Here is a 19839-nt window from a genome sequence, read left to right on the forward strand (position 1 = left end):
TGGTTTTCCCGCGTTTTTGTGTGAATGAAGAGCGTATGCAACAAAATGTATCTTTTCTATTAGAGATCTTTTCTAAAAGGAAGTATATATAAGGTGTTGTTGATACGCTAAGTGGGAACGCAAAAAACTGGTCACGCGGAACCTGCGTAGTGATCAAGTGGAGTTAATGGTATGTCAACAAAGGTTAAACAGAAAGACAATACGGAAGCAAAGGGACAAGTGAGTGTGGACAGTCCTCTTCTCGATTTTTCTGATGATGCCATCAAAAAAATGGTTAAACTCGCCAAAAAAAATGGTTACGTGACGATGGATGAATTGAATGCAGTTCTTCCTCCTGATGAGGTCACGTCTGAACAAATTGAAGATACCTTGGCGATGTTCTCTGAGATGGGCATTAATGTCGTTGACAATGAGGATGAAAGTGATCCTGAGCATGATGAAGAGGAAATTACGGTAGAGGGGGGCGATTTAGTAGAAGCTACCAGCTATGCGATTGCAACAACAGCTAAGCGTGAGGTAACAGATCGCACCGATGATCCAGTGCGCATGTATTTGCGCGAAATGGGTGCTGTTGAGCTTCTTTCGCGGGAAGGCGAAATTGCCATTGCTAAGCGTATTGAGGCGGGGCGTGAAACAATGATTGCTGGACTTTGTGAGAGTCCTTTGACTTTTCAGGCTCTCATTATCTGGCGTGAAGAATTAAAAGAGCAGCGCATTCTTCTTCGTGAAATTATTGATCTTGAAACGACTTATGCAGGACCAGAAGCTAAGCAGGCTCCTGTTATTGAACGAAGTGAGGTCGAAAAAACAAAAGAGGAAAAAACATCTTCTGGCATGCGTGATATGGGGGATATTAGGCGGGATATAGATGTTGAGGATGATGATGAAGACGACGATGATGTTAACTTGTCGCTTGCTGCAATGGAAAATGAGCTTTGTCCTCAGGTCATGGAAACATTGGATTTCATTGCTGACACTTATGTAAAATTGCGAAAATTACAAGATCAGCATGTTGAGAGCAGTTTGGCAGAGCGTAAAGAGGGGGCTCTTTCGCCTTCCCAGAAGAAAAAATATATTCAATTAAAGGGCGAATTGGTTCAAGCGGTGAAATCTCTTTCTTTGAACCAAAATCGTATTGAAGCTTTGGTTGAGCAGCTTTATGACATCAATAAGAGATTGATTCATAATGAAGGTAAGCTGAAGCGAATTGCAAATAATTATGGTGTTGGTCATGAGGATTTTTTAAAAGAATACCAAGGTCGTGAATTGGATGCAGATTGGATTAATTATATTTCAACTTTATCAGGACGTGGTTGGAAAGAGTTTTCAATACGTGAAGCTAAGGAAATTCAAAGTTTACGCAGCGAAATACAAAATCTTGCACAAGAAACTGCTATTTCGATTGCCGAATTCCGTCGGATTGTGACACAGGTGCAGAAAGGTGAGCGCGAATCAACAATTGCTAAAAAAGAAATGGTGGAAGCTAATTTGCGTCTTGTGATTTCAATTGCAAAAAAATACACTAATCGTGGTTTGCAGTTTCTTGATCTTATCCAAGAAGGCAATATCGGTTTGATGAAGGCCGTAGATAAGTTTGAATATCGGCGCGGATATAAGTTTTCAACTTATGCAACATGGTGGATTCGTCAGGCAATTACGCGCTCAATTGCTGATCAGGCACGTACTATTCGTATCCCGGTTCATATGATTGAAACAATTAACAAGATTGTTCGCACATCGCGCCAGATTTTGCATGAAATTGGACGTGAACCTACGCCAGAAGAATTGTCTAATAAACTTTCTATGCCGTTAGAAAAAGTGCGAAAAGTACTTAAAATTGCAAAGGAACCTATTTCGCTTGAAACACCCGTTGGTGATGAAGATGATTCCCATTTAGGTGATTTTATTGAGGATAGGAATGCATTATTGCCGATTGATGCGGCTATTCAAGCCAATCTGCGTGATACAACGACTCGCGTTCTTGCTTCATTAACACCACGTGAAGAACGTGTTTTGCGAATGCGTTTTGGTATAGGGATGAATACTGATCACACGCTGGAAGAAGTTGGTCAACAATTTTCAGTTACACGCGAGCGTATTCGTCAGATTGAAGCAAAGGCGCTTCGTAAGTTAAAGCATCCGAGCCGTTCACGAAAATTGCGTAGTTTCCTCGATTCTTAAGGGTAATTGTGCATTTTTAAAGATGCATTATTTATTGGTAAATAGGGATGAAAGACACTATCATGTAGTTTTTGATATTTCTTTTTACTAACGGAAACAGGTTAGAGTTGAATAATTTATGCAGAATTTGCGATGTCAAAATTCCTCTTGGCTTTGATATTTGTGTGCTACGGTTTATAAAGCAGCATGGAATTGTAGGGTGAATTCTAAAAGGAATGAACAATATTTAAAGCATTCTCTTGCCTACATAAGTTAAGTTTATTAAAAGAAGTGGTATATTAAGAATGCTCTCATCAGAGTGGGTTAATCTTTCGATGAGTGGGGGGGTGCGTTTTTTGGTGCGGGAGGCATTGATAAAAGCCACTTATGTTCATGTATACAATTATATTCATGTATAGATGTGTGAAAAATTTCATTTGGATTATATTATTGTTTTAGGCTGCTTGGTATTTACCATTGTGCAGGCGGGTCTATGTTGATATTCGTTTCACAACGAATGTCTGCTTTAAGGTGTATTCTATTTTCATTAAACGGGATTTTAAAAATTGTCTTAAAGCAATGCACTGAATGTAATGATATTTACAGAGATAAGAGATGTATGAAGTTAAGGATTTAAATTTTATTTATTTCGCTTTTTGATAGATTTTCTTGTTTGAGAAAGCTATGGCCGATTTTATGCGTAAAGAAGGACCCTTTTGGAAAGTAAAAAAATTAGAAGAAATGTCCATTTCTGAGTGGGAGAGCCTTTGTGATGGCTGTGGGCGTTGTTGTTTGCATAAGGTGGAAGATGATGACACTGGTGATATCTATGCAACCAGTGTGGCGTGTCGTCTTTTAGATGCGGAAACTTGCCGGTGTCGGGACTATGTTCATCGTAAATCAATCGTTCCAGACTGTATATCGTTGGATATTGCAACGATTAAAACAGCCCGTTGGCTTCCAGAAAGCTGTGCTTATCGACTGATTTATGAGGGACAAGATCTTCAATGGTGGCACCCATTGGTTTCAGGAAATTGTCAGACAGTACATCAAACACAATTTTCTGCGCGTGGACAGATAGAAGTTTACGAAGAGGAATTATCGTCTGAAGAAGATTATCTCCAATATATCACCGGTATTCTCTGTGAAGACCGGTGATAAGATCATTTTATACAATGATTGATAATACTATGTGATTTAATCAATACCAAATACTACGGTGACACTGACGTTATAATTTAGTTCACCACCTGAAAAATTTGTATCTTCGTAGCTTGCATTTGCTGCCTTGCTCATGAGGCGTGGCCTTAAATGATAGACATCATCATTTTCATTGATTTCAATGATTTTTCCTAATTTTAAATTGGCTGCTTGTGCTATAGTTTCTGCTTTTTCAATCGCTTCAACAATGGCTTTTTTACGCGCTTCTTGATAAAATGGTTTCGTATCAGCATTGGTAAAGGTAATGCCATTAACTGAATTAACGCCGAGTGCCATTGCTTGATCAAATATTTTACCAGCATTAGAAAGATCACGAATGCGCACTGTTAAAGAATTTGAAACGTGATAAAGGGTTTCCTTGTTCTTTTTTTCGTGATGTTTCTCTGGGCTAGATTGATAAATGGACAAGCCTGATGTTTGCAGATCATTTGCTTGGATGCCATTATTCTTAAAAGCGTTTACAATATCGTTTATAGATTTATTATTAGCTGCTAATGCTTTTTGGGCAGTTTTATCCTGAGTAACAACGGCGAGATTGATAATTGCCATATCCGGTGTTGCTTGACTTTCGCCGGTCGCAGTAACCGTAATAGTTGCGCTTTTCATTTTGCTTTTTTCAGCGTGTGCGGTGAGTGAAGTGGCTAGCAGAGTGAGTGCGACAATAGCCATTTTAACTGGATAGCTCTTCAACGATTTAGAAGTTGTCTTTGTCATATCTATTCCTTTTGTTTATCGATTTATTACTCTCTCATTTTCTAGAGTTCTTGTAAAGAAATTAGGGCATTAGAAAAAAAAACCGATAGAAAAGAGAAAAAGGTGGCTTATAATTTAAGCAAGCTCTTGTCTCATAGAGAATTTTAGTTTAGAGAGAAGCGTCTTGTGGGGCCTGTAGCTCAATTGGTTAGAGCCAGCGGCTCATAACCGCTTGGTTGGGGGTTCGAGTCCCTCCGGGCCCACCACAATCCCCCGTAACCGTCCCTGTAAGGTTAATAACTTATTAATATAATAGTTAAAGAGGCTTGGCGATTGCTCATTTTATTATAGCCTTTCCATTAGGTTTTGTACCAATTTGTTTTTTTACAGGTTCTTTAAAGTCTTCTATTCTTTTTTCTACCCAATTTTTATTTTTTCGTTTTTCACTCTTTTTTGATTTTCTGCTATCAAAATTGCCTTTAACGAAGAGCGTCTTTAGTGGTATAAAATTTATAAAAAAAACAATGCATTATTACATATTTCTATCTAGTCCCATCTTTTCCCATTTAGTACAACAACGAGTGTTAAGTTACATCCATTACGTTTTGAGGAACATTATTCCGAACTTTTTTAGTTTTTTATTGATTCAAGAGCGAGTTTTTTGCGGTCAATATATTGTATAAAGGGATGGTATAGTGTCATCTGTCCAGCTAAAAAGTGCTTTGAATTTGTATTTCCATCTGAATTAGCTTTATGTGTTACAGCTCGTTTGGGTAAAATGGGGAAATAGATATTTGTTTAGAATTTATTTTTTCTGTTTTTAGATAAATGATATTATCTTGACGTCTTTCAAGCCGCTGGAATCACTTCACTACGAAGTAAAACTGTATAGAAAAGAGTGTTAATCTAGACACATTCATGTGTTTTATGATGCCATTCTTGATAATATTTCTCTCTGTCTTCTTCTGCCCAAGTAGGGAATCCATCCTTGTTTTTGAAGGAAGTTTTTTTACTCCTCAGGTTGGGTTATCTTTTCTAAAAGATTATTAAGTATTTTCAGAAAAATTTAAGCGGCTGTTAGTGTTTTCTTGCATCGTTTAATGCTTACTGTAATATGGGTTTTAATTGCTCTATAAAGGAATATTCCCTGTGGAGTTGAAAACTTTTATCAGAATGCATTCTTCTGTCTTTGCGTGTTTTTTTGCTAAGCTATATTCAATTGATGCTGTAAAATATTTCTTAAATAATCATGCAAATGCATATTCATCAAATTTTTGGTTTAGAAGGTATGAGCTCTTGTAATTTTGGCTATGCACTTTTGTAATTGTCAAAAAAACTTACATTCCATACGATTCGCGTATTCTTTGTTGTCGGTCATGAGCAATGTGGCATGCTATACAATTTGACTATATTGAATAATATTTAAAAAGATAAGAAAATAGGCATTTGGGTACGGCAACTTCACAACTTAGAGAGCAAAGCTTCGTAATATTTATTTTTTGACATATCTGCCAATTTGCCTAGATAGGCAACAGAGCTTGCGAGGTGAACCTCGCGATTTTAAGGTCGGTGATTAGTTCATTTGTAGGTTTTATTATTATTGATTCGCAACCTTGTTTTTACTTCTCAAAGCACGTGCAATGGTGGATTTTTGTGATGATAGATGGGCGTATATCTATTCCTCTTTGTTTTATGCGTAATTCATCTTTGACGTGAAATATACATGTTGTTTTGAAGAGAGTTGTTTTTTTCTGCTAGAGATTGGTTTCTTGAATTATATTCTTATCAGTGAATGCGTATTTTCTGAATCTTTTTCTTTTTTCGGTTAACAATGACGCTCTTGCTGTAAACTGTGCATTTCCAAAATATTTTTCGTTGTAGACTACTACGGTGTCAAAGACACGTATATTATCATAACTATTGTTATTTGCGTAACCAGTTGCATTGCTCTGAATTTGAGCATGGTCATGAGCACATATTCTTTAAAATTTTCCCGATGTTGAAAATTCAACAGTCTTCATGACTAAAGTTTATCTTTTTCGCTATCCAGTTTTCTCAAGCACCTTTCTTGATTTTTACGAAGTCATTCAGCGCAAGAATGCAATGTAAATTATGAATCACGAATATTCATTATTCATGATAGCTTTTTGATGCATGCTTTATCTTTGGAGCCTTTGAGAAAATATGCTGATGTTTCTTTTATAATTTTTTCCATTCATTTGCGGTTTGAATTACCATAGAAAAGGCAAAGCATAAGACCTGTGTGATTTTATCTTGATAAAGCAATAAGTGTCTCTTTGAAGTGAGTCGGTAATCCCAACTCTTTTCCTGTGTTGTTGTGAAGAGGACTTTAGTTCTGTCATGAGTTTTCTCACCCATGCAAAAAGATTTTCCTTTTATAAATTTGTAAATGCTTGTGCAACTTATGCACGCTCATCATTGCACCTTTATCAGTTATCTCTTTTTAAGTATTGCTATTGTCGTTTATGTTAGATTTAAAGTGCATTTGGCAGAGGAGAGGGGGCTTTTGAAAGCACATCACAGCTATCAGTGCTGCGGTTTATAAAAATTGTATATATCACCTCGTTATATTCTTGCTTTGTGATGTCATTTAAAAACATAGATAGGGCTGTGTAGTATGAAATCGTGATATATATTCTTTTAAAATAATTCCATTCCAATTCTCTCAAGTAGCATTCAGAAACATTTTCAGAGATATTTTCACATCAATTGGTTATTTTCTCGATTCGCAAAATCTGAAAAGCATTGTTGATCAAAGTAATGATCTCAATTTTTTATAAAAATGTCTGGACCATGTGATTTTTTGTCTCACCATGGTACATAAACCATAGAATTCCATATGATTTTATAAAAACCACTTTGTATACAACTGATTCCATACTGCCTATTGCAAATATTTTTTTCTAAGGTATGGGATACGCATAAACGCTTTGGCGTTATTTAGTTTGACTAAATGGAGTATAATTATGAAAAATGACAAAAACTTGAAAGCAATTTTACCTGATATTATTGTGAAATGGGAGGCTTTGTCTACAACTCAAAAGCAAGAGATCTTGAAGAGAGTAGAAAACTCTACAAATGCTGTTCAGTCAAAAGGGCATTTAAAGCCTCAATCTTCTTTTTATCTCCAGACGAAATCAAAGCGATGAGTTCTAAATCTTCATCGGAGATGTTAAAACCAGTTATTACATATATGGCGCTAGCATTTCCGAGTGTGTTAAGAATAGCCATAAGTTTATCCACAGAGGGTCTTTTCCCTCCGTTTACCATTTGTTGTACGTAGTTTTGTCCACAGCCTGCTGCTCTGCTTATCTCAATCATTGTTCGTCCATCACGTTTTATCAATTCAATTAAGCGTTGGAACCAATCTTTTTCAGTCTTTGTCATTTTTAGACCTTTACACATTGACGCTATAGCGTTAATATTGCGTCGCGAAACCAGAATACAGGATTAAAGGAGCGTGAAGATATCCATGCGTAGCTCTTCGCTTATGAAGGATGTAGAGTTGTTTTTCACTAATAACAAAATGTCCCCATACACTTTCAGATTCGAATCAATAAAAAATGGTTGCTTTGTTCCACGATTGTGAGAAGGCGGATGCATACGATTCGGGATCGAAATATGCATTCGTGTGTTCATAAGATGTCACTCTAATAGTATATGCAGCGGAATTATAAATCAAGATATACCCCCACATCGACATTTGTAAAAATGTTCTTGCGTTAGGCTGGTGTGCGGGCATAACGAAGTTTTGCAGCCTTGAGAAAAATGATCATGGCTGTGGAGAAAAATACAAATTCATAGGCAAAGAGTGCAGTTTTTCCTTTTGTTTTAATAAATTTGGTTATCGTCAGATGGTGTATCGCATACGTGTATTAAGAGATTTTGGAAATTTCAAAAAAGTAATTTTGATGATTTTATAGAGCATAAAGATAATTTCGATCACAAAGGTGATTGTTGGGTAGAGAGTGATACAAGGGGTAAATACTTTATCGAAGAGGGATGTACTTTTTAGTGATGTGGAAGTTTATGATCATGCGGAAGTTTCAGAAAATTTTAAGATTTATGGCAATGCATTAGTCTCCGGTTATGCGAAGATTTTTGGGAGGGCAGAATTTGATTGTAGTGTCGATGTTTGTCACTATGAAAATTTTCGCACTGACGAAGAGATTTACGAATGTCATTGCTTTCTACATGATGTAACAGAGGAAAACGAGAACGATGCAGATAAGGCGCGTGTTGAGATCCTTCCGCCATGATTATTTTTTGAAATTAGTTTTGTTCTTGCATTTGGTGTAAATAAATACAGTAAGACAATTGATGTGAGGGTATAGAGCGAAGCTTCTTTACGTCGTTTATTAGCATATTTTTGTGGGAAGAATAGGGATGCCGAGAGTAATTTATCGCACTTGGCAGATGTGGCTTATTGCATTCTTTTTTTGATGGAGGGCGAAACAAAGCAAATTGGTCGAGATGACTGATTTAACGGTAATTAAAGGAGATTAAAATGAGTCTAAACGAAATTTTATTGGGAGCCGTGATTATTGTTTTGCTTTTCAGCGGGGTCATGTTTCGGTTTGCTTTATATTATCACGATCAAGCTAAAACTCTTAAAGAAGAATCAAGAAAGATAAAACATGAGTTTTTAAGAGATTCTATGAAGATGACTGAAGAACGAGATAGGGCACTTAGAGAACAAAGGATGGTGATTAAAAGACGCGATCAAGCAATTGAAAAGCTGAAACAACAAATTAAGCAATATGAGGAGATCATGAAGCAACATAAGGAAGTGATTAAATCGGAAGATGAAGCGAAAAAGTGATTGTATCCGTGTTTTGCATAGGATTTGTATCTTAAAAGACTTTGGAAATGCTAAAATAAGGTGATTTAGGAGGTTGGGGAACGAGAGGTAAACTTTAGTTATGAAGGCGACTTTTGGGTGAGTGGTGAGATTATAGTTTTTGGTAATGCTCAAATTTATGGAAAGGTAGTCGTTGGTGACAATGCAAAAGCTTACAATAATGCATATGTATAGGGTACCAAAATAGTTTATGACAATGTAACTGTTTGTGGGGGGGGGGTAACTGTTTGTGGGGGGGCTAAAAACAGTTTTGCAGATGGTAAGGCAATTTGAGAAAAAGGTATCTGCGGATAAAATAGCTTTAATGAACACGCATATAAATCATCATGATGATCGGGCAGAAAAAAGAGGGGGAAAAAGATGAATGCAGAAGATACAGGATATCTGGTAAAACAATCATATTCATAATTTGTAATTTATGTGCGCTTTATCATGTTTATGACTGTCACGAAAAGACACAAGATTTGAGAGATAAGAAAGAGAAAAATAATATTGGGTTTTAAAAATTTAATGACGCTTCCGTTAAGGAACATGATAAGGCAATGAGGTCTTAGAGAATAAGAGTATGAACTTTCTATAAAGACAAGTTTAGTGGGGGTGAGAGAAGAGACAGAAAAGTACACTGTAATTATTTTATTGGAAGGATTTGGGAGTTGTGTTGTATGGTAAGGTGTAGAATGCTATGAGATTTTAAGGACCGAATGTAAAAATACAACTTTAAAACTTCATCAAAATAAAATGAACGATTTTTTGGGGTGCGCTAGCACAGAGAATGAAGTTAATGTATTGTTCTGTCGCTCTTTTGATAGCGATTCCTGATTTTTTCTTTAAGCCACTTTTACTTAGTAAAATGTCAAACTGGCTTTCTTCAAGTATATTGGTATTTGTGTATTTGAATTGCTTTTGGGGTAGTTTTTTTTGATGTATAAGAATATTTCACTTGTTGGAAGGCTAGGTTGATCAATGAATATGGCTTTTGCCTAAATTCTGCTGTTGTTTTTCGTTCATGTAGAGAGATGCTTTGTTGCTGCTTCAGTCTGGTCTTTAAGGTTATCTTCTTGTTTTTTTAATTTTTTAGCTCCGTTTAGATCTTTTTTTCTCAAAAAAATCTATTATCAATGGAACGACTTTATGATCAGTATAGCTTAAGATTTTTTTATGCTGCCAAGTATTATCGGCATATTTCACATATCTTTTTCTTTTCCTGTTTTTGGAAAAAAATAACGGTTAAATTCCATAAAAATATTTTCAATGGGATGGAGGATGGCTAATATAATTCCCTATTTGATCTAGCTATGAAAATAGGTTGAGTGATTTGTGATGCGGATAATTTCATCATAAATGGAATGATTAATATTCAAATATGTTATTTCGAAGGTGGTGTGATGCGTGATATGCTTTGTAAACAATAGCTTACAGAAATTATGATAACAGTAGATTGAATTGATGCAGTCTATTTTAAAGCGGGATAGCGTTGTGTTCGTAGAGATTCTGTTCATGTTTATGGCAGCCTCTTCGCTACCGTGACGATGTGGTACATACATTATAAGATATCCTTTTAGGATAGTTAAGAAGGCGTGAAAGGGAAGGGAGGAAAGTGTCAAAAGAAGCGATGATAAAGCAATGTAATACTCTAAGAGGCTACACATTCCAAGAGGACAACCAAGTAGATGCTTTGGCGGTTTCGCATTGAATTAAAGAGAAGGAGATCAGCCATGTCAACGCGGATGGTTTCTAGGCTTTGTGCAGAAATGTAGCTTTTTGATTTTGCTTTTTTACTATTTCCTCAAAATTATGCAAATCTTATCATTTCTTTTTTATAAGATCTATTTTATCAAACTTGGTAAGAGTTTAGCCAAAATCTTATTTTTTCAAGCTGATATGGCGGAATTCTCCGCTAATTCTTTTAAGATGAGTGCAGCATTTCTCTTGCAGTCATAATGCGTGCCGCAATGAGAACATGTTTACCGACTGAAACAAAGCACAATATTTCAGTATATGTTTAGATTTATGAAAAATTTTACTGCTGGTATATCAGGGATTGGTAAATATACACTTTTGACCATAGAATGCTGCGTTATATTCCCATTACTTTTATATTTTCATTATCGTTACAGTTTAAAAAACTTCGATTAATAAAGGCATATGATAAATGCCTATTTTCAATATCTCTTTTCCATGAAGATTTTTAAGATAATTTGATTCAGAGCATTAGACGAACTTATGGTGCAAGTTTGTGCAAGAAATTTTCTCTGATATTGTTTATTCACACAGGCCAATTTTGCACGTCTGGTGGTACCTTATTAGAGGGTATTGCAGCCTTTTTGGTTTGCGACTGAAATTTTGCAACGCATGGCTGTAAATATTTTATGAGAGCCTCAAGTACTGGTCTGTATAACTTTGTGGTGTATAATTTGATAGACAATTTGTAGCTAATGGCGCTTCTTTAGAACATTGCCGAAGAACATTGCCGAGAATTGCATCTGCAAAAGGATTGATATAAGTTGAAAGCATAGAAAAAGTATTACATGCTGCTAGTTGATAAATTTAATAGCAATTTTAATTATCGCTTTGAAGAGCGGCACAGCCCCCGCGAAAAGCTTTATTGAGCAGTTGCTTGTGGGATATTAGAAATCCTGCAAAAGGCTCCTCATGTTTTCTACTGTCATCCCCCCCCTTTTTGTTCATCACCAAAGTGTGGTGCAAAGTTCAAAATATACAAAGTAAAAATTGTTAACTTAATGGCAAAGGACGTTAAGGTTGTAGCTCTCTAATAAGGGCTTTATGCGTAATTTCTTTTATCTGCTCGATATTTGTCAGAATATCTTGCTTTGTTGGATAACCTTTACTAGAAAAAGCGATTTTTTGTTCATCTCCTGAGATTAGACGCCAGTACCATTGATTGTGAACCCCTTGAAACACCTCAAAATACATACTCCCTACCTCATAAAATAGCCGATAATTTGCAGGATAAATATTCAACCCATTTGACTATGAGTACTAAAGTATGTCTCTATAGTAAGCAGTCAATATATTTCCCCTCTTTTTTTTTGATCTCAAACAATAATTTCTATGAAAACTATAATTTGTAACAAGAAAATATTTATTGTCAATAAGGTATAAATCGGTATTTTATACTATAAAACATTTTTTTTAATTTTTATTTTCATAGTATTTTTATTTATATTAGGAAAATTTTCTTTTTATGCTGTTAAATATATGCATTCAATTATTTTACCACAAAAAAATTATATGACACACTAAACTCCATCAGCAATGAAAGAAGCGCTTCTGCTTTATTTCATGCTGATAAAGTTTATGTTTGTTCTGTCTTCCTTTTTATTATGGACATTTATTGGTTAGCAATAACCTCTTTCTGCGATATGCTTCGAATGAGTAAATCAATGAATAAGCTAAGGGCATAGGAGTTGGCCATTTTTGCTTTCATATCGATGAGAGAGGTTGCAGCTTTTGGAGTGAGGCCATTAGATGAGCCTTGTCTTGATAAATATTGCTGCAACTTTTCATAAGAGCTATCGATTTTTTCTTGATTTAGTTTTTCACTACGATCGTTATTATTGGCAAGAGTTTCTTCAAGCCCCTCAATTTTTTTTATAAAATAATTCCAGTCAAAATCACCTTTAGTATATTCGGCATCAAACATCTTTCCTTGTCCAGTTAAAAGCCAATTGATATTGACACCGTACAATGTGCGATATGTTTGTAAGACACTAAGGTTTGGTTCTCTTTCCCCACGCTCATAAAACGCGATGGAGTTTTTTGTCATGCTAAAATTTCTAGCCAATGTTTCACGTGATGGGTCCCCTAAAGCGAGGCGTACATAACGTAAACGTTTTCCAAATATAGTTTTTGATTCAGTTTCAGGACGTGCCATGAATTATCTCCCTCAGTAAATCATCATGGTATAAGCTTTGACCAATAAAGGCACACTATGTATTAATATCTTATGATGAATGTCAAGATTTATAGTTTTCATTTCTTTTTATTTTTTTAGTTTTAGTGGATAAAAAGTGATTTTTAACTTGTTTTGTTGCATATTATTTAAGAATTGGCATTCATTTTTAATGAAAGATGCGCTTACCGATTCTTCTCTTTCTCTTGTTTTTTTGAAGAAGATTCCATATGAGTCCGCTATGTATATTCTATCTTTTTTAGCATTAATAGATGCGATCTTTGGATTTGTGCAGCGGATGAATTTAAAGAAATAAATTGTGAGGAATGATCATGTCCCTATTCGGCTATTTTAGATGGGCTTTTTTTTTCACAATTGTTGGCGTCTTTTTAGGAGGGGCTATTGGTTGGTTTGAAACGGGAAGTGCTGCTGGTTTTCTTAAATATTTTTTTATTTGCTGTGTTTTAGGAATTTTGGAAATTTCTTTATCTTTTGATAACTCTATTATCAATGCGCGTGTTCTTGAGAGGATGGATCTGCTATGGCGCCGGCGTTTTTTGGTATGGGGCATTTTAATAGCAGTGTTTGGGATGCGGATTGTTTTTCCACTGCTGGTGGTTGCTGTTGCCGTTTGGATTAATCCAATTGCAGCAGTAAAATTAGCAATATGGGAGCCACAGCAATATGCTTCAATCTTAACAAATGCTCATGTAGGCATTGCTGCCTTTGGGGGAACTTTTCTCATGATGGTTGGGTTGAAATATTTTTTTGATCCTGAGAAAGAGGTGCATTGGCTTGCTTTTATAGAGAGGCCAGCTCAAAAGCTTGGGGCGCTTTTCGGAATTGATATTGCAATTGTTTTGATTATGATGCTGTTTTTTTCAGGGCAGATTGCGACAGAAGATAAAATGACTTTTTTACTTTCTGCCCTTTATGGACTTTTGACGTTTATAAGTGTTGAAGCGGTCAGTTCGCTCTTGGATGCTCCAAAAACAACTTTAACTCCTGTTGTCAAAGGAGGGGCAGGCGCATTTCTTTATTTAGAAGTTTTAGATGCTAGTTTTTCTTTCGATGGCGTTGTTGGTGCTTTTGCCTTTTCACACAACCTTTTTATTATCGCAATTGGTCTTGGTATAGGTGCATTTTACGTTCGTTCTATGACAATTATGTTGGTTGAATCAGGGACATTGTTGCATTATCGCTATTTAGAGCATGGTGCTTTTTATGCAATTTTGGTACTTGCAGTGATTATGTATTTGCAAACGATTATATCGGTCCCTGAAGTATTAACAGGACTTATGGGGGTCTGTATTATTGGAATGGCCTTTTATTCTTCTCTTCGCTTTAAGCGTCGTCATCTGAATAAACATACTGTGTCTAAGTAAGTTGAAGGTTTTTTGTGCGTTGCAACAGCAGGACGAAAGAGAGTATTTTAAGAAGTCATTAAGAGTTCTATGCCGGATTCATTCATAGTTTTAAGCATTGTATTAAGTGATCCGTTTAGATCAATACCAGCACAGGCATTTAATGAAACGCTAACTTGAAAGCCGCATTGGATGGCATGAAGTGCAGAAAACCCGACACAAAAATCGGTTGCTAGGCCGCACATAGCCAGTTTTATAAAACCATGTTCTTTTAGATAAACTTGTAAGCCGGTTGGTGTTTTTTGATCATTCTCAAAAAAGGCGGAATAGCTATCAATTTTTTGATTATAACCTTTTCGAAGGATAAGTTGTGCTTTCTCAACTTTAAGAGATGCGTGAAACTCAGCTCCTTGTGTTCCTTGTATGCAATGATCAGGCCAAAGTATTTGGGGACCATAGTCAAGATTGACTGTATCGTAGGGCGTTTTTTCAGGGTAGGAAGAAGCGAAGCTGCAATGGTTTTTTGGGTGCCAGTCTTGGGTTAAAATGACATGATCAAAATGGTCTATGAGATTATTGACAGCAGGTAGAATAATATCACTTTGTGGTACGGCAAGTGCTCCACCTGGCAGAAAGTCATTTTGGACATCAATAACGATTAAGGCTTTTTTTTCCATGAATATATTCCTGTAGGAGATTTATGTTTTGTGGTAGCCTTTAAAGACTATGTTTCGTCTTAAAGTTTTGAGATAATTCGATGGATATCGTTATTATTTGTATAATTATCAAGCCAAAAGAGGGGAATGGATAGGTTTTTACAATTGTTTTGGTAGTTTTTTACAAATTGTAGCCACATGCCAATGGGAAGTGCGGTGTAGTCACTAACAGCTACATGCTGGTGCAAGGCTTTAATAATCATAAGGCTTGGGACGTCAGACCCCATAAGGCGGCGGTTGTTTTTTAAATGCAATTTGAGCCACATCAAGGTAAGAGGTGAAGTCCATTGCTTTCCATGACACAAAAGTGCTGAAAAGAGATGGGGGTTTTCTACGGCGTAATGTAAAGCCCACAAAGCAAGAAAAGAAGGAGCATAGAGAATTGATTTTCTTTTGGGTACATTAGTGCATTGATAGGTTGGCTTAATACGATAAAAACATAGTTGTATATCTGGTATGGAAAAAAGAAACGACGTTTGATAACAAGTTTCAGGTACAGCTAAGAAGATTTGTTTTTTACTCTTCGAAGGTATATTTTTTTGCATTTAGAACCAAGTGGGGCTTGTGAGATTAGAAAAAATGTATCAGTATTAGAACGAAAAGCTCTTGCATTCAATATAACCGTTGCTTATCCGAAGTTTAAGAAGTGAAAGCAGTTTTTTCAAACTCCTAACCTCTAATACCGCACAATATTTAAAGAGAAATTTATGGCACGTCAATTTATCTATCACATGGCTGGGCTCACCAAGGCTTACGGTAATAAAAAAATTTTGGAAAATATTCATCTGTCTTTTTATCCAGATGCAAAAATCGGTATTTTAGGACCGAATGGTGCAGGTAAATCAACTATTTTACGTATTATGGCTGGGCTAGATAAGGAATACACCGGAGAAGCATGGCTTTCTGAGGGAGCCCGTTGTGGCTATCTTCCGCAAGAGCCTCTTCTTGATACCAGCAAAGATGTGCGTGGCAATGTGATGGAAGGTGTTGCTGATAAGCAGGAAATTTTGGAGCGTTATAATGAATTGATGATGAATTATAGTGAAGAAACTGCGGATGAAAGTGCACGCCTTCAGGATATCATCGACAGCCAAAATCTTTGGGACTTAGAAAGCCAAGTAGAAATGGCTATGGCAGCCCTTGGTTGTCCACCAGCGAATGAGGATGTGACAAAACTTTCAGGAGGTGAAAAGCGGCGTGTTGCGCTTTGTAAATTGCTTTTGTCGAAACCTGATTTATTGCTTTTGGATGAACCAACAAACCATTTGGATGCTGAAACTACAGCTTGGCTTGAAAGGCATCTGCGTGAATATCCCGGCGCTGTGCTTTTGGTGACGCATGACCGTTATTTTCTCGACAATGTAACGGGATGGATTTTAGAATTAGACCGCGGTAAAGGTATTCCTTATGAGGGGAACTATTCTGCTTATTTGGGAGCTAAAGCTAAACGTTTGGCTCAGGAAGGGCGTGAAGAGGCTGCTCGTCAGCGTACGTTATCACGCGAAAAAGAATGGATAGCTTCTAGCCCAAAAGGACGACAAGCAAAGTCAAAAGCGCGGATTAAAGCATATGATGAGTTGGTTCAAGCTGCACATGAGCGCCGTCCTGGAGAAGCGCAAATTATTATACCTATTGGCGAAAGATTGGGGCAGGTTGTCATTGAAGTTCATAATCTCTCTAAGGCATATGGAGAGCGTGTATTAATTGATGATCTCTCTTTCAAACTTCCTGCTGGTGGAATTGTTGGAGTCATTGGTGCCAATGGGATGGGAAAATCTACCTTGTTTAAAATGCTGACGGGACAGGAACAAGCAGATTCAGGTCAAATACGCATCGGGGAAACAGTTCATATGAGTTATGTTGATCAGAGTCGCGATTCATTGGCGGGTGATAAAACCGTTTGGGAAGAAATTTCTGGTGGAAACGACATTATTAAATTAGGTAAATATGAAATGAATAGCCGTGCTTATTGCGGTGCGTTTAATTTTAAGGGTGCAGATCAACAGCAAAAAGTAGCAAATTTGTCAGGAGGGCAGCGCAATCGTGTGCATTTGGCTAAGCTTTTAAAAGACGGAGGTAATGTTCTTCTTCTTGACGAACCGACCAATGATCTTGATACCGAAACGTTGGGTGCATTGGAAGATGCATTGGAGAATTTTGCTGGTTGCGCGGTTATTATATCGCATGATCGTATGTTTCTAGATAGATTGGCAACTCATATTTTGGCCTTTGAAGGGAATGGTCATGTGGAATGGTTTGAAGGTAATTTTGCTGAATATGAGGCTGATAAGGTTCGTCGTCTTGGTTCAGAAGCTTTTAATCAAAAGCGTGTGAATTATAAGCCGCTGACACGTTAGAATTGCTTGTTTTATTTGTGTTGTACCTTCGAAAATATTGGGGGTGTCTGTGTTGTTTTTATTTTTCAAAAAAGGGAATTACGCGAATTGTGAGGCGGTCGTTAATCACATTTGAGATAAAAAAAAGAGAACAGAATCGTGCTTGCATATCCTTCATGGAGGAAGTAATTATATTTTTGTGTGTTGGTGACATAGATGAGCACTTGTTATTTGTTAAAATGCAATAAGATGTGGTAAAATTTCATATGAAGTTGTGCTGCAACGCAAATGCTCTCCCCATCACAGATGGGGGTAATGGTGGGATGGGTGTTGTTCGTTCTTTAATGATTTCTTATTTTTGCATCATAAAATAGTCTTATCAAAGAGGTGCAAATATGCGCCTTCTGCTTGACTTTCTATTCCTATAAACAAATGTTTATAGGAATAGTGAGGAATATTTATGAAAAAAATAGAAAGTTTGGATGCAATTATTGTACTGCTTAAAGCAATGGCAGAGGCAAATCGTTTACGTGTTCTTAGGCTTTTATATCACGAAGATTTAACGGTATCGGACTTTATATTTATTCTTGGTCAATCGCAACTGCGTATATCACGACATTTACGTTTATTATACGAAGCACAATTGGTTGAGTCTTATCAGAAGGGGGGAGCGATTTATTTTAAGCTTTGTGATGGTTGTTTGGTTAAAAAAAATATTGTAGTAGCTGCTCTTTCATCTTTGCCAGAGCGTAATTTGATGCTTGTGCACGATTTAGCACGTTTGGTGGATGTTAAAAAACAGCGCCGAAAAAGGGGAAAGAAGTATTTCTTACAAAATATAGCGCAGAGGGATGCGTTACGGTTATCATATATTGCAGATCACCTTGTGGAAAGCGCCTTGCGCGAAATGGTTGGCGATAAACCTTTTGATACAATGCTGGATATTGGTACAGGTGCAGGCTCTGTCTCAAAATTGCTTTCAGGTCTTTATACGCATGCCATTGAAGTTAAGCTTGATAGCGATATTTTGCATTTGTCTGTTGGGAATACAACGTTTGATTTGGTCGTTCTTCATTGGGTTTTACATTTTTTTGATAGTCCTGAAATAGCTTTTAACGAGGTAGCAGGTGTTTTGCGTCCTCATGGACGTTTGCTGATTGTGGATTTTGTTCACCATAAAGTTGTGTCTTCACATTCTTCCCGTGCTCATATGCCTCTTGATTTTTCAGATTCACAAATAGCACAATGGCTTAAAAATGCAGGACTTATTCTAGAAAAAATGATTTCTTTGCCTCCTTTGCAAGATGAAAACAATGAGGGCTTCATAGTTAAACTCTGGCTTGCTCGTGATCCACGTTTATTGGTAGATGATATAAAAGATAAAAAAATAGAGTTTGCATAATTATATTTGCTCATATGCTTTCTTCTTTGACTTTAAAAGGCGCAAAGATAGAATTGTGGTAAATCGTTGAAGAGGTATTGTTTTTTACACGCGCATTATATTTTTGTGCTTTAGAATGCTTAGTGCTCCAAGATTTAGACGTGTAGAATTATAACTAAAGGTATTAAAGTAATATTAGTTAAAGTCAAAAAATAATGGAGTATAATAAACATAGGTAAGAAAATTATAAAAGCGAAGCTGGTCATGCTTCTATTAACGTGTGTTATACAGCATATATGAATTATGTAAGTCATTGATTTTGATGATAATTAATTGTTTTCCAATTTGAATGTGAACACCCAAAATAGGAAGTTTTTTTCATTTTAAAGCCTCTCTTTAGAAGAAAAAATCGTTTTCTTGCATCTCACAAGAGAGATGGAGATGTGAATGAAAACTTTGAAAAAGGACGCGGTATGCTCTTATGAACCGTCTTAATCTAAAAACAGCTGCAACATTGGAAATGGGAAATATAATGAGGGTGCTGGCTCGTATTTTTAAAATATGATGATGCTCAATAGATCTTGCCTTATATTTTTCATGGGCGGGGTAGTATTGGGAAATGAGATTGGGAGCAATTCTCTTTAAAGCAAGTACGCGAATGAACGGAACAATGGCGTGTTGTTGTAAATGAGGAGTATGTTTCCATGAAAAAAAGCCAGAAGCAAAAAGGAAGTTCTATATAATCTCTACTAAGGATAATTAATATAGCAATTCTGGGATACAGGAATTTGCCATTTTATTATTTTACAGGGTAATCTAGATAATAGAGAAGGGGAGGGAAATGTCTGGGCTTTGATCGTTGTCTATGATGATAATGTGTATTTTTGCTGGTCATAAAATAGTTTGTCCTCACCTTAAAATGGTGCTGGTGAGTGAGTCGGATAAATGTGTTTAGAGCTCTGACTTTTTGTGAAAATTAATTTATTCAAGTTCACGATTGATGTTGTTACTGCAGAGACAATTTCACAATATTTTTTATGGTGATTCTCAAAAATTGTCATGAAGACGGGTAAGACTTGGTATTTTTATTTGAGTTGTATCGAGATTACGCGCCTTCATTGTTTTGAGCAGAAAAATTTATGCCCGTAATGGGCGCGGGTATATTTCTGATTC

The 19839-nt window shown here is 36.3% G+C and carries 14 protein-coding genes, 1 tRNA gene and 1 pseudogene; 10 read left to right on the forward strand and 6 right to left on the reverse strand.

Annotated elements, in window-relative coordinates; all coding sequences use genetic code 11:
- The first annotated feature begins 171 nt into the window (after nucleotides 1–171).
- Together rpoD and QHG54_RS00110 are read left to right on the forward strand one after the other, a co-directional pair.
- The gene (gene rpoD / locus QHG54_RS00105) at nucleotides 172–2181 is read left to right on the forward strand and encodes an RNA polymerase sigma factor RpoD (RefSeq protein ID WP_317993506.1); all 2010 of its coding nucleotides are present in this window, start codon (nucleotides 172–174) and stop codon (nucleotides 2179–2181) included.
- Between the two features lie 675 nt (nucleotides 2182–2856).
- A complete protein-coding gene (locus tag QHG54_RS00110; protein ID WP_317994059.1) occupies nucleotides 2857–3318 on the forward strand; it encodes a YcgN family cysteine cluster protein in 462 nt (153 codons plus the stop codon).
- Nucleotides 3319–3357: 39 nt separating this feature from the next.
- Here the strand turns inward: QHG54_RS00110 and QHG54_RS00115 are convergent, their stop codons facing one another.
- On the reverse strand, nucleotides 3358–4095 hold the full coding sequence (locus QHG54_RS00115) for an SIMPL domain-containing protein (RefSeq protein WP_406604215.1): 738 nt from the start codon (nucleotides 4093–4095) through the stop codon (nucleotides 3358–3360).
- Between the two features lie 168 nt (nucleotides 4096–4263).
- Between QHG54_RS00115 and QHG54_RS00120 the strand changes: the two genes are divergently transcribed.
- Together QHG54_RS00120 and QHG54_RS00125 are read left to right on the forward strand one after the other, a co-directional pair.
- Nucleotides 4264–4340: transfer RNA gene (locus QHG54_RS00120), tRNA-Ile, on the forward strand.
- Between the two features lie 2721 nt (nucleotides 4341–7061).
- Nucleotides 7062–7244 (forward strand): hypothetical protein, encoded by a 183-nt coding sequence (locus QHG54_RS00125; protein WP_317993504.1) that lies wholly within the window; start codon nucleotides 7062–7064, stop codon nucleotides 7242–7244.
- Here the strand turns inward: QHG54_RS00125 and QHG54_RS00130 are convergent.
- The gene (locus QHG54_RS00130; RefSeq protein ID WP_317993503.1) at nucleotides 7168–7482 is read right to left on the reverse strand and encodes a helix-turn-helix domain-containing protein; all 315 of its coding nucleotides are present in this window, start codon (nucleotides 7480–7482) and stop codon (nucleotides 7168–7170) included. The two genes, QHG54_RS00125 and QHG54_RS00130, sit on opposite strands and share 77 nt — an antisense overlap.
- Nucleotides 7483–8063: 581 nt before the next feature.
- On the opposite strand from QHG54_RS00130, the gene QHG54_RS00135 reads away from it, so the two are divergent.
- The 3 genes and pseudogenes from QHG54_RS00135 (at nucleotide 8064) to QHG54_RS00145 (ending at nucleotide 8917) form a co-directional block, all read left to right on the forward strand.
- Nucleotides 8064–8354: a hypothetical protein gene (locus QHG54_RS00135; RefSeq protein ID WP_406604216.1), complete on the forward strand. Its 291-nt coding sequence runs from the start codon at nucleotides 8064–8066 to the stop codon at nucleotides 8352–8354.
- Between the two features lie 93 nt (nucleotides 8355–8447).
- Nucleotides 8448–8576 (forward strand): annotated as a pseudogene (locus QHG54_RS00140) (hypothetical protein); the annotation flags it as partial.
- 26 nt (nucleotides 8577–8602) lie between these two features.
- Complete coding sequence (locus tag QHG54_RS00145) at nucleotides 8603–8917, forward strand: hypothetical protein (RefSeq protein ID WP_406604217.1); 315 nt, start codon at nucleotides 8603–8605, stop codon at nucleotides 8915–8917.
- Nucleotides 8918–11710: 2793 nt separating this feature from the next.
- Here QHG54_RS00145 and QHG54_RS00150 read toward each other — a convergent pair.
- A complete protein-coding gene (locus tag QHG54_RS00150; protein WP_004855884.1) occupies nucleotides 11711–11890 on the reverse strand; it encodes a YegP family protein in 180 nt (59 codons plus the stop codon).
- A 418-nt stretch (nucleotides 11891–12308) separates the two neighbouring features.
- Nucleotides 12309–12851 carry a helix-turn-helix transcriptional regulator gene (locus QHG54_RS00155; RefSeq protein ID WP_317993500.1) on the reverse strand — a complete coding sequence of 181 codons (543 nt, stop codon included), beginning with the start codon at nucleotides 12849–12851 and terminating at the stop codon, nucleotides 12309–12311.
- A gap of 350 nt (nucleotides 12852–13201) precedes the next feature.
- Here QHG54_RS00155 and QHG54_RS00160 point away from each other — a divergent pair, with 350 nt between their 5' ends.
- A complete protein-coding gene (locus QHG54_RS00160; protein WP_406604218.1) occupies nucleotides 13202–14254 on the forward strand; it encodes a DUF475 domain-containing protein in 1053 nt (350 codons plus the stop codon).
- Nucleotides 14255–14301: 47 nt separating this feature from the next.
- On the opposite strand, the gene pncA is transcribed toward QHG54_RS00160, so the two are convergent.
- Nucleotides 14302–14910: a bifunctional nicotinamidase/pyrazinamidase gene (gene pncA, locus QHG54_RS00165; RefSeq protein WP_317993498.1), complete on the reverse strand. Its 609-nt coding sequence runs from the start codon at nucleotides 14908–14910 to the stop codon at nucleotides 14302–14304.
- Between the two features lie 59 nt (nucleotides 14911–14969).
- A complete protein-coding gene (locus tag QHG54_RS00170) occupies nucleotides 14970–15494 on the reverse strand; it encodes a hypothetical protein (protein ID WP_317993497.1) in 525 nt (174 codons plus the stop codon).
- Nucleotides 15495–15656: 162 nt separating this feature from the next.
- Between QHG54_RS00170 and ettA the strand changes: the two genes are divergently transcribed.
- Nucleotides 15657–17306 (forward strand): energy-dependent translational throttle protein EttA, encoded by a 1650-nt coding sequence (gene ettA / locus QHG54_RS00175; protein WP_406604219.1) that lies wholly within the window; start codon nucleotides 15657–15659, stop codon nucleotides 17304–17306.
- Nucleotides 17307–17745: 439 nt separating this feature from the next.
- Nucleotides 17746–18687: an ArsR/SmtB family transcription factor gene (locus tag QHG54_RS00180; protein ID WP_406604220.1), complete on the forward strand. Its 942-nt coding sequence runs from the start codon at nucleotides 17746–17748 to the stop codon at nucleotides 18685–18687.
- Nucleotides 18688–19839 lie beyond the last annotated feature (1152 nt).

It is taken from the genome of Bartonella gliris, from assembly GCF_045277155.1.
In the GTDB taxonomy this organism is placed as follows: Bacteria; Pseudomonadota; Alphaproteobacteria; order Rhizobiales; family Rhizobiaceae; genus Bartonella; species Bartonella gliris.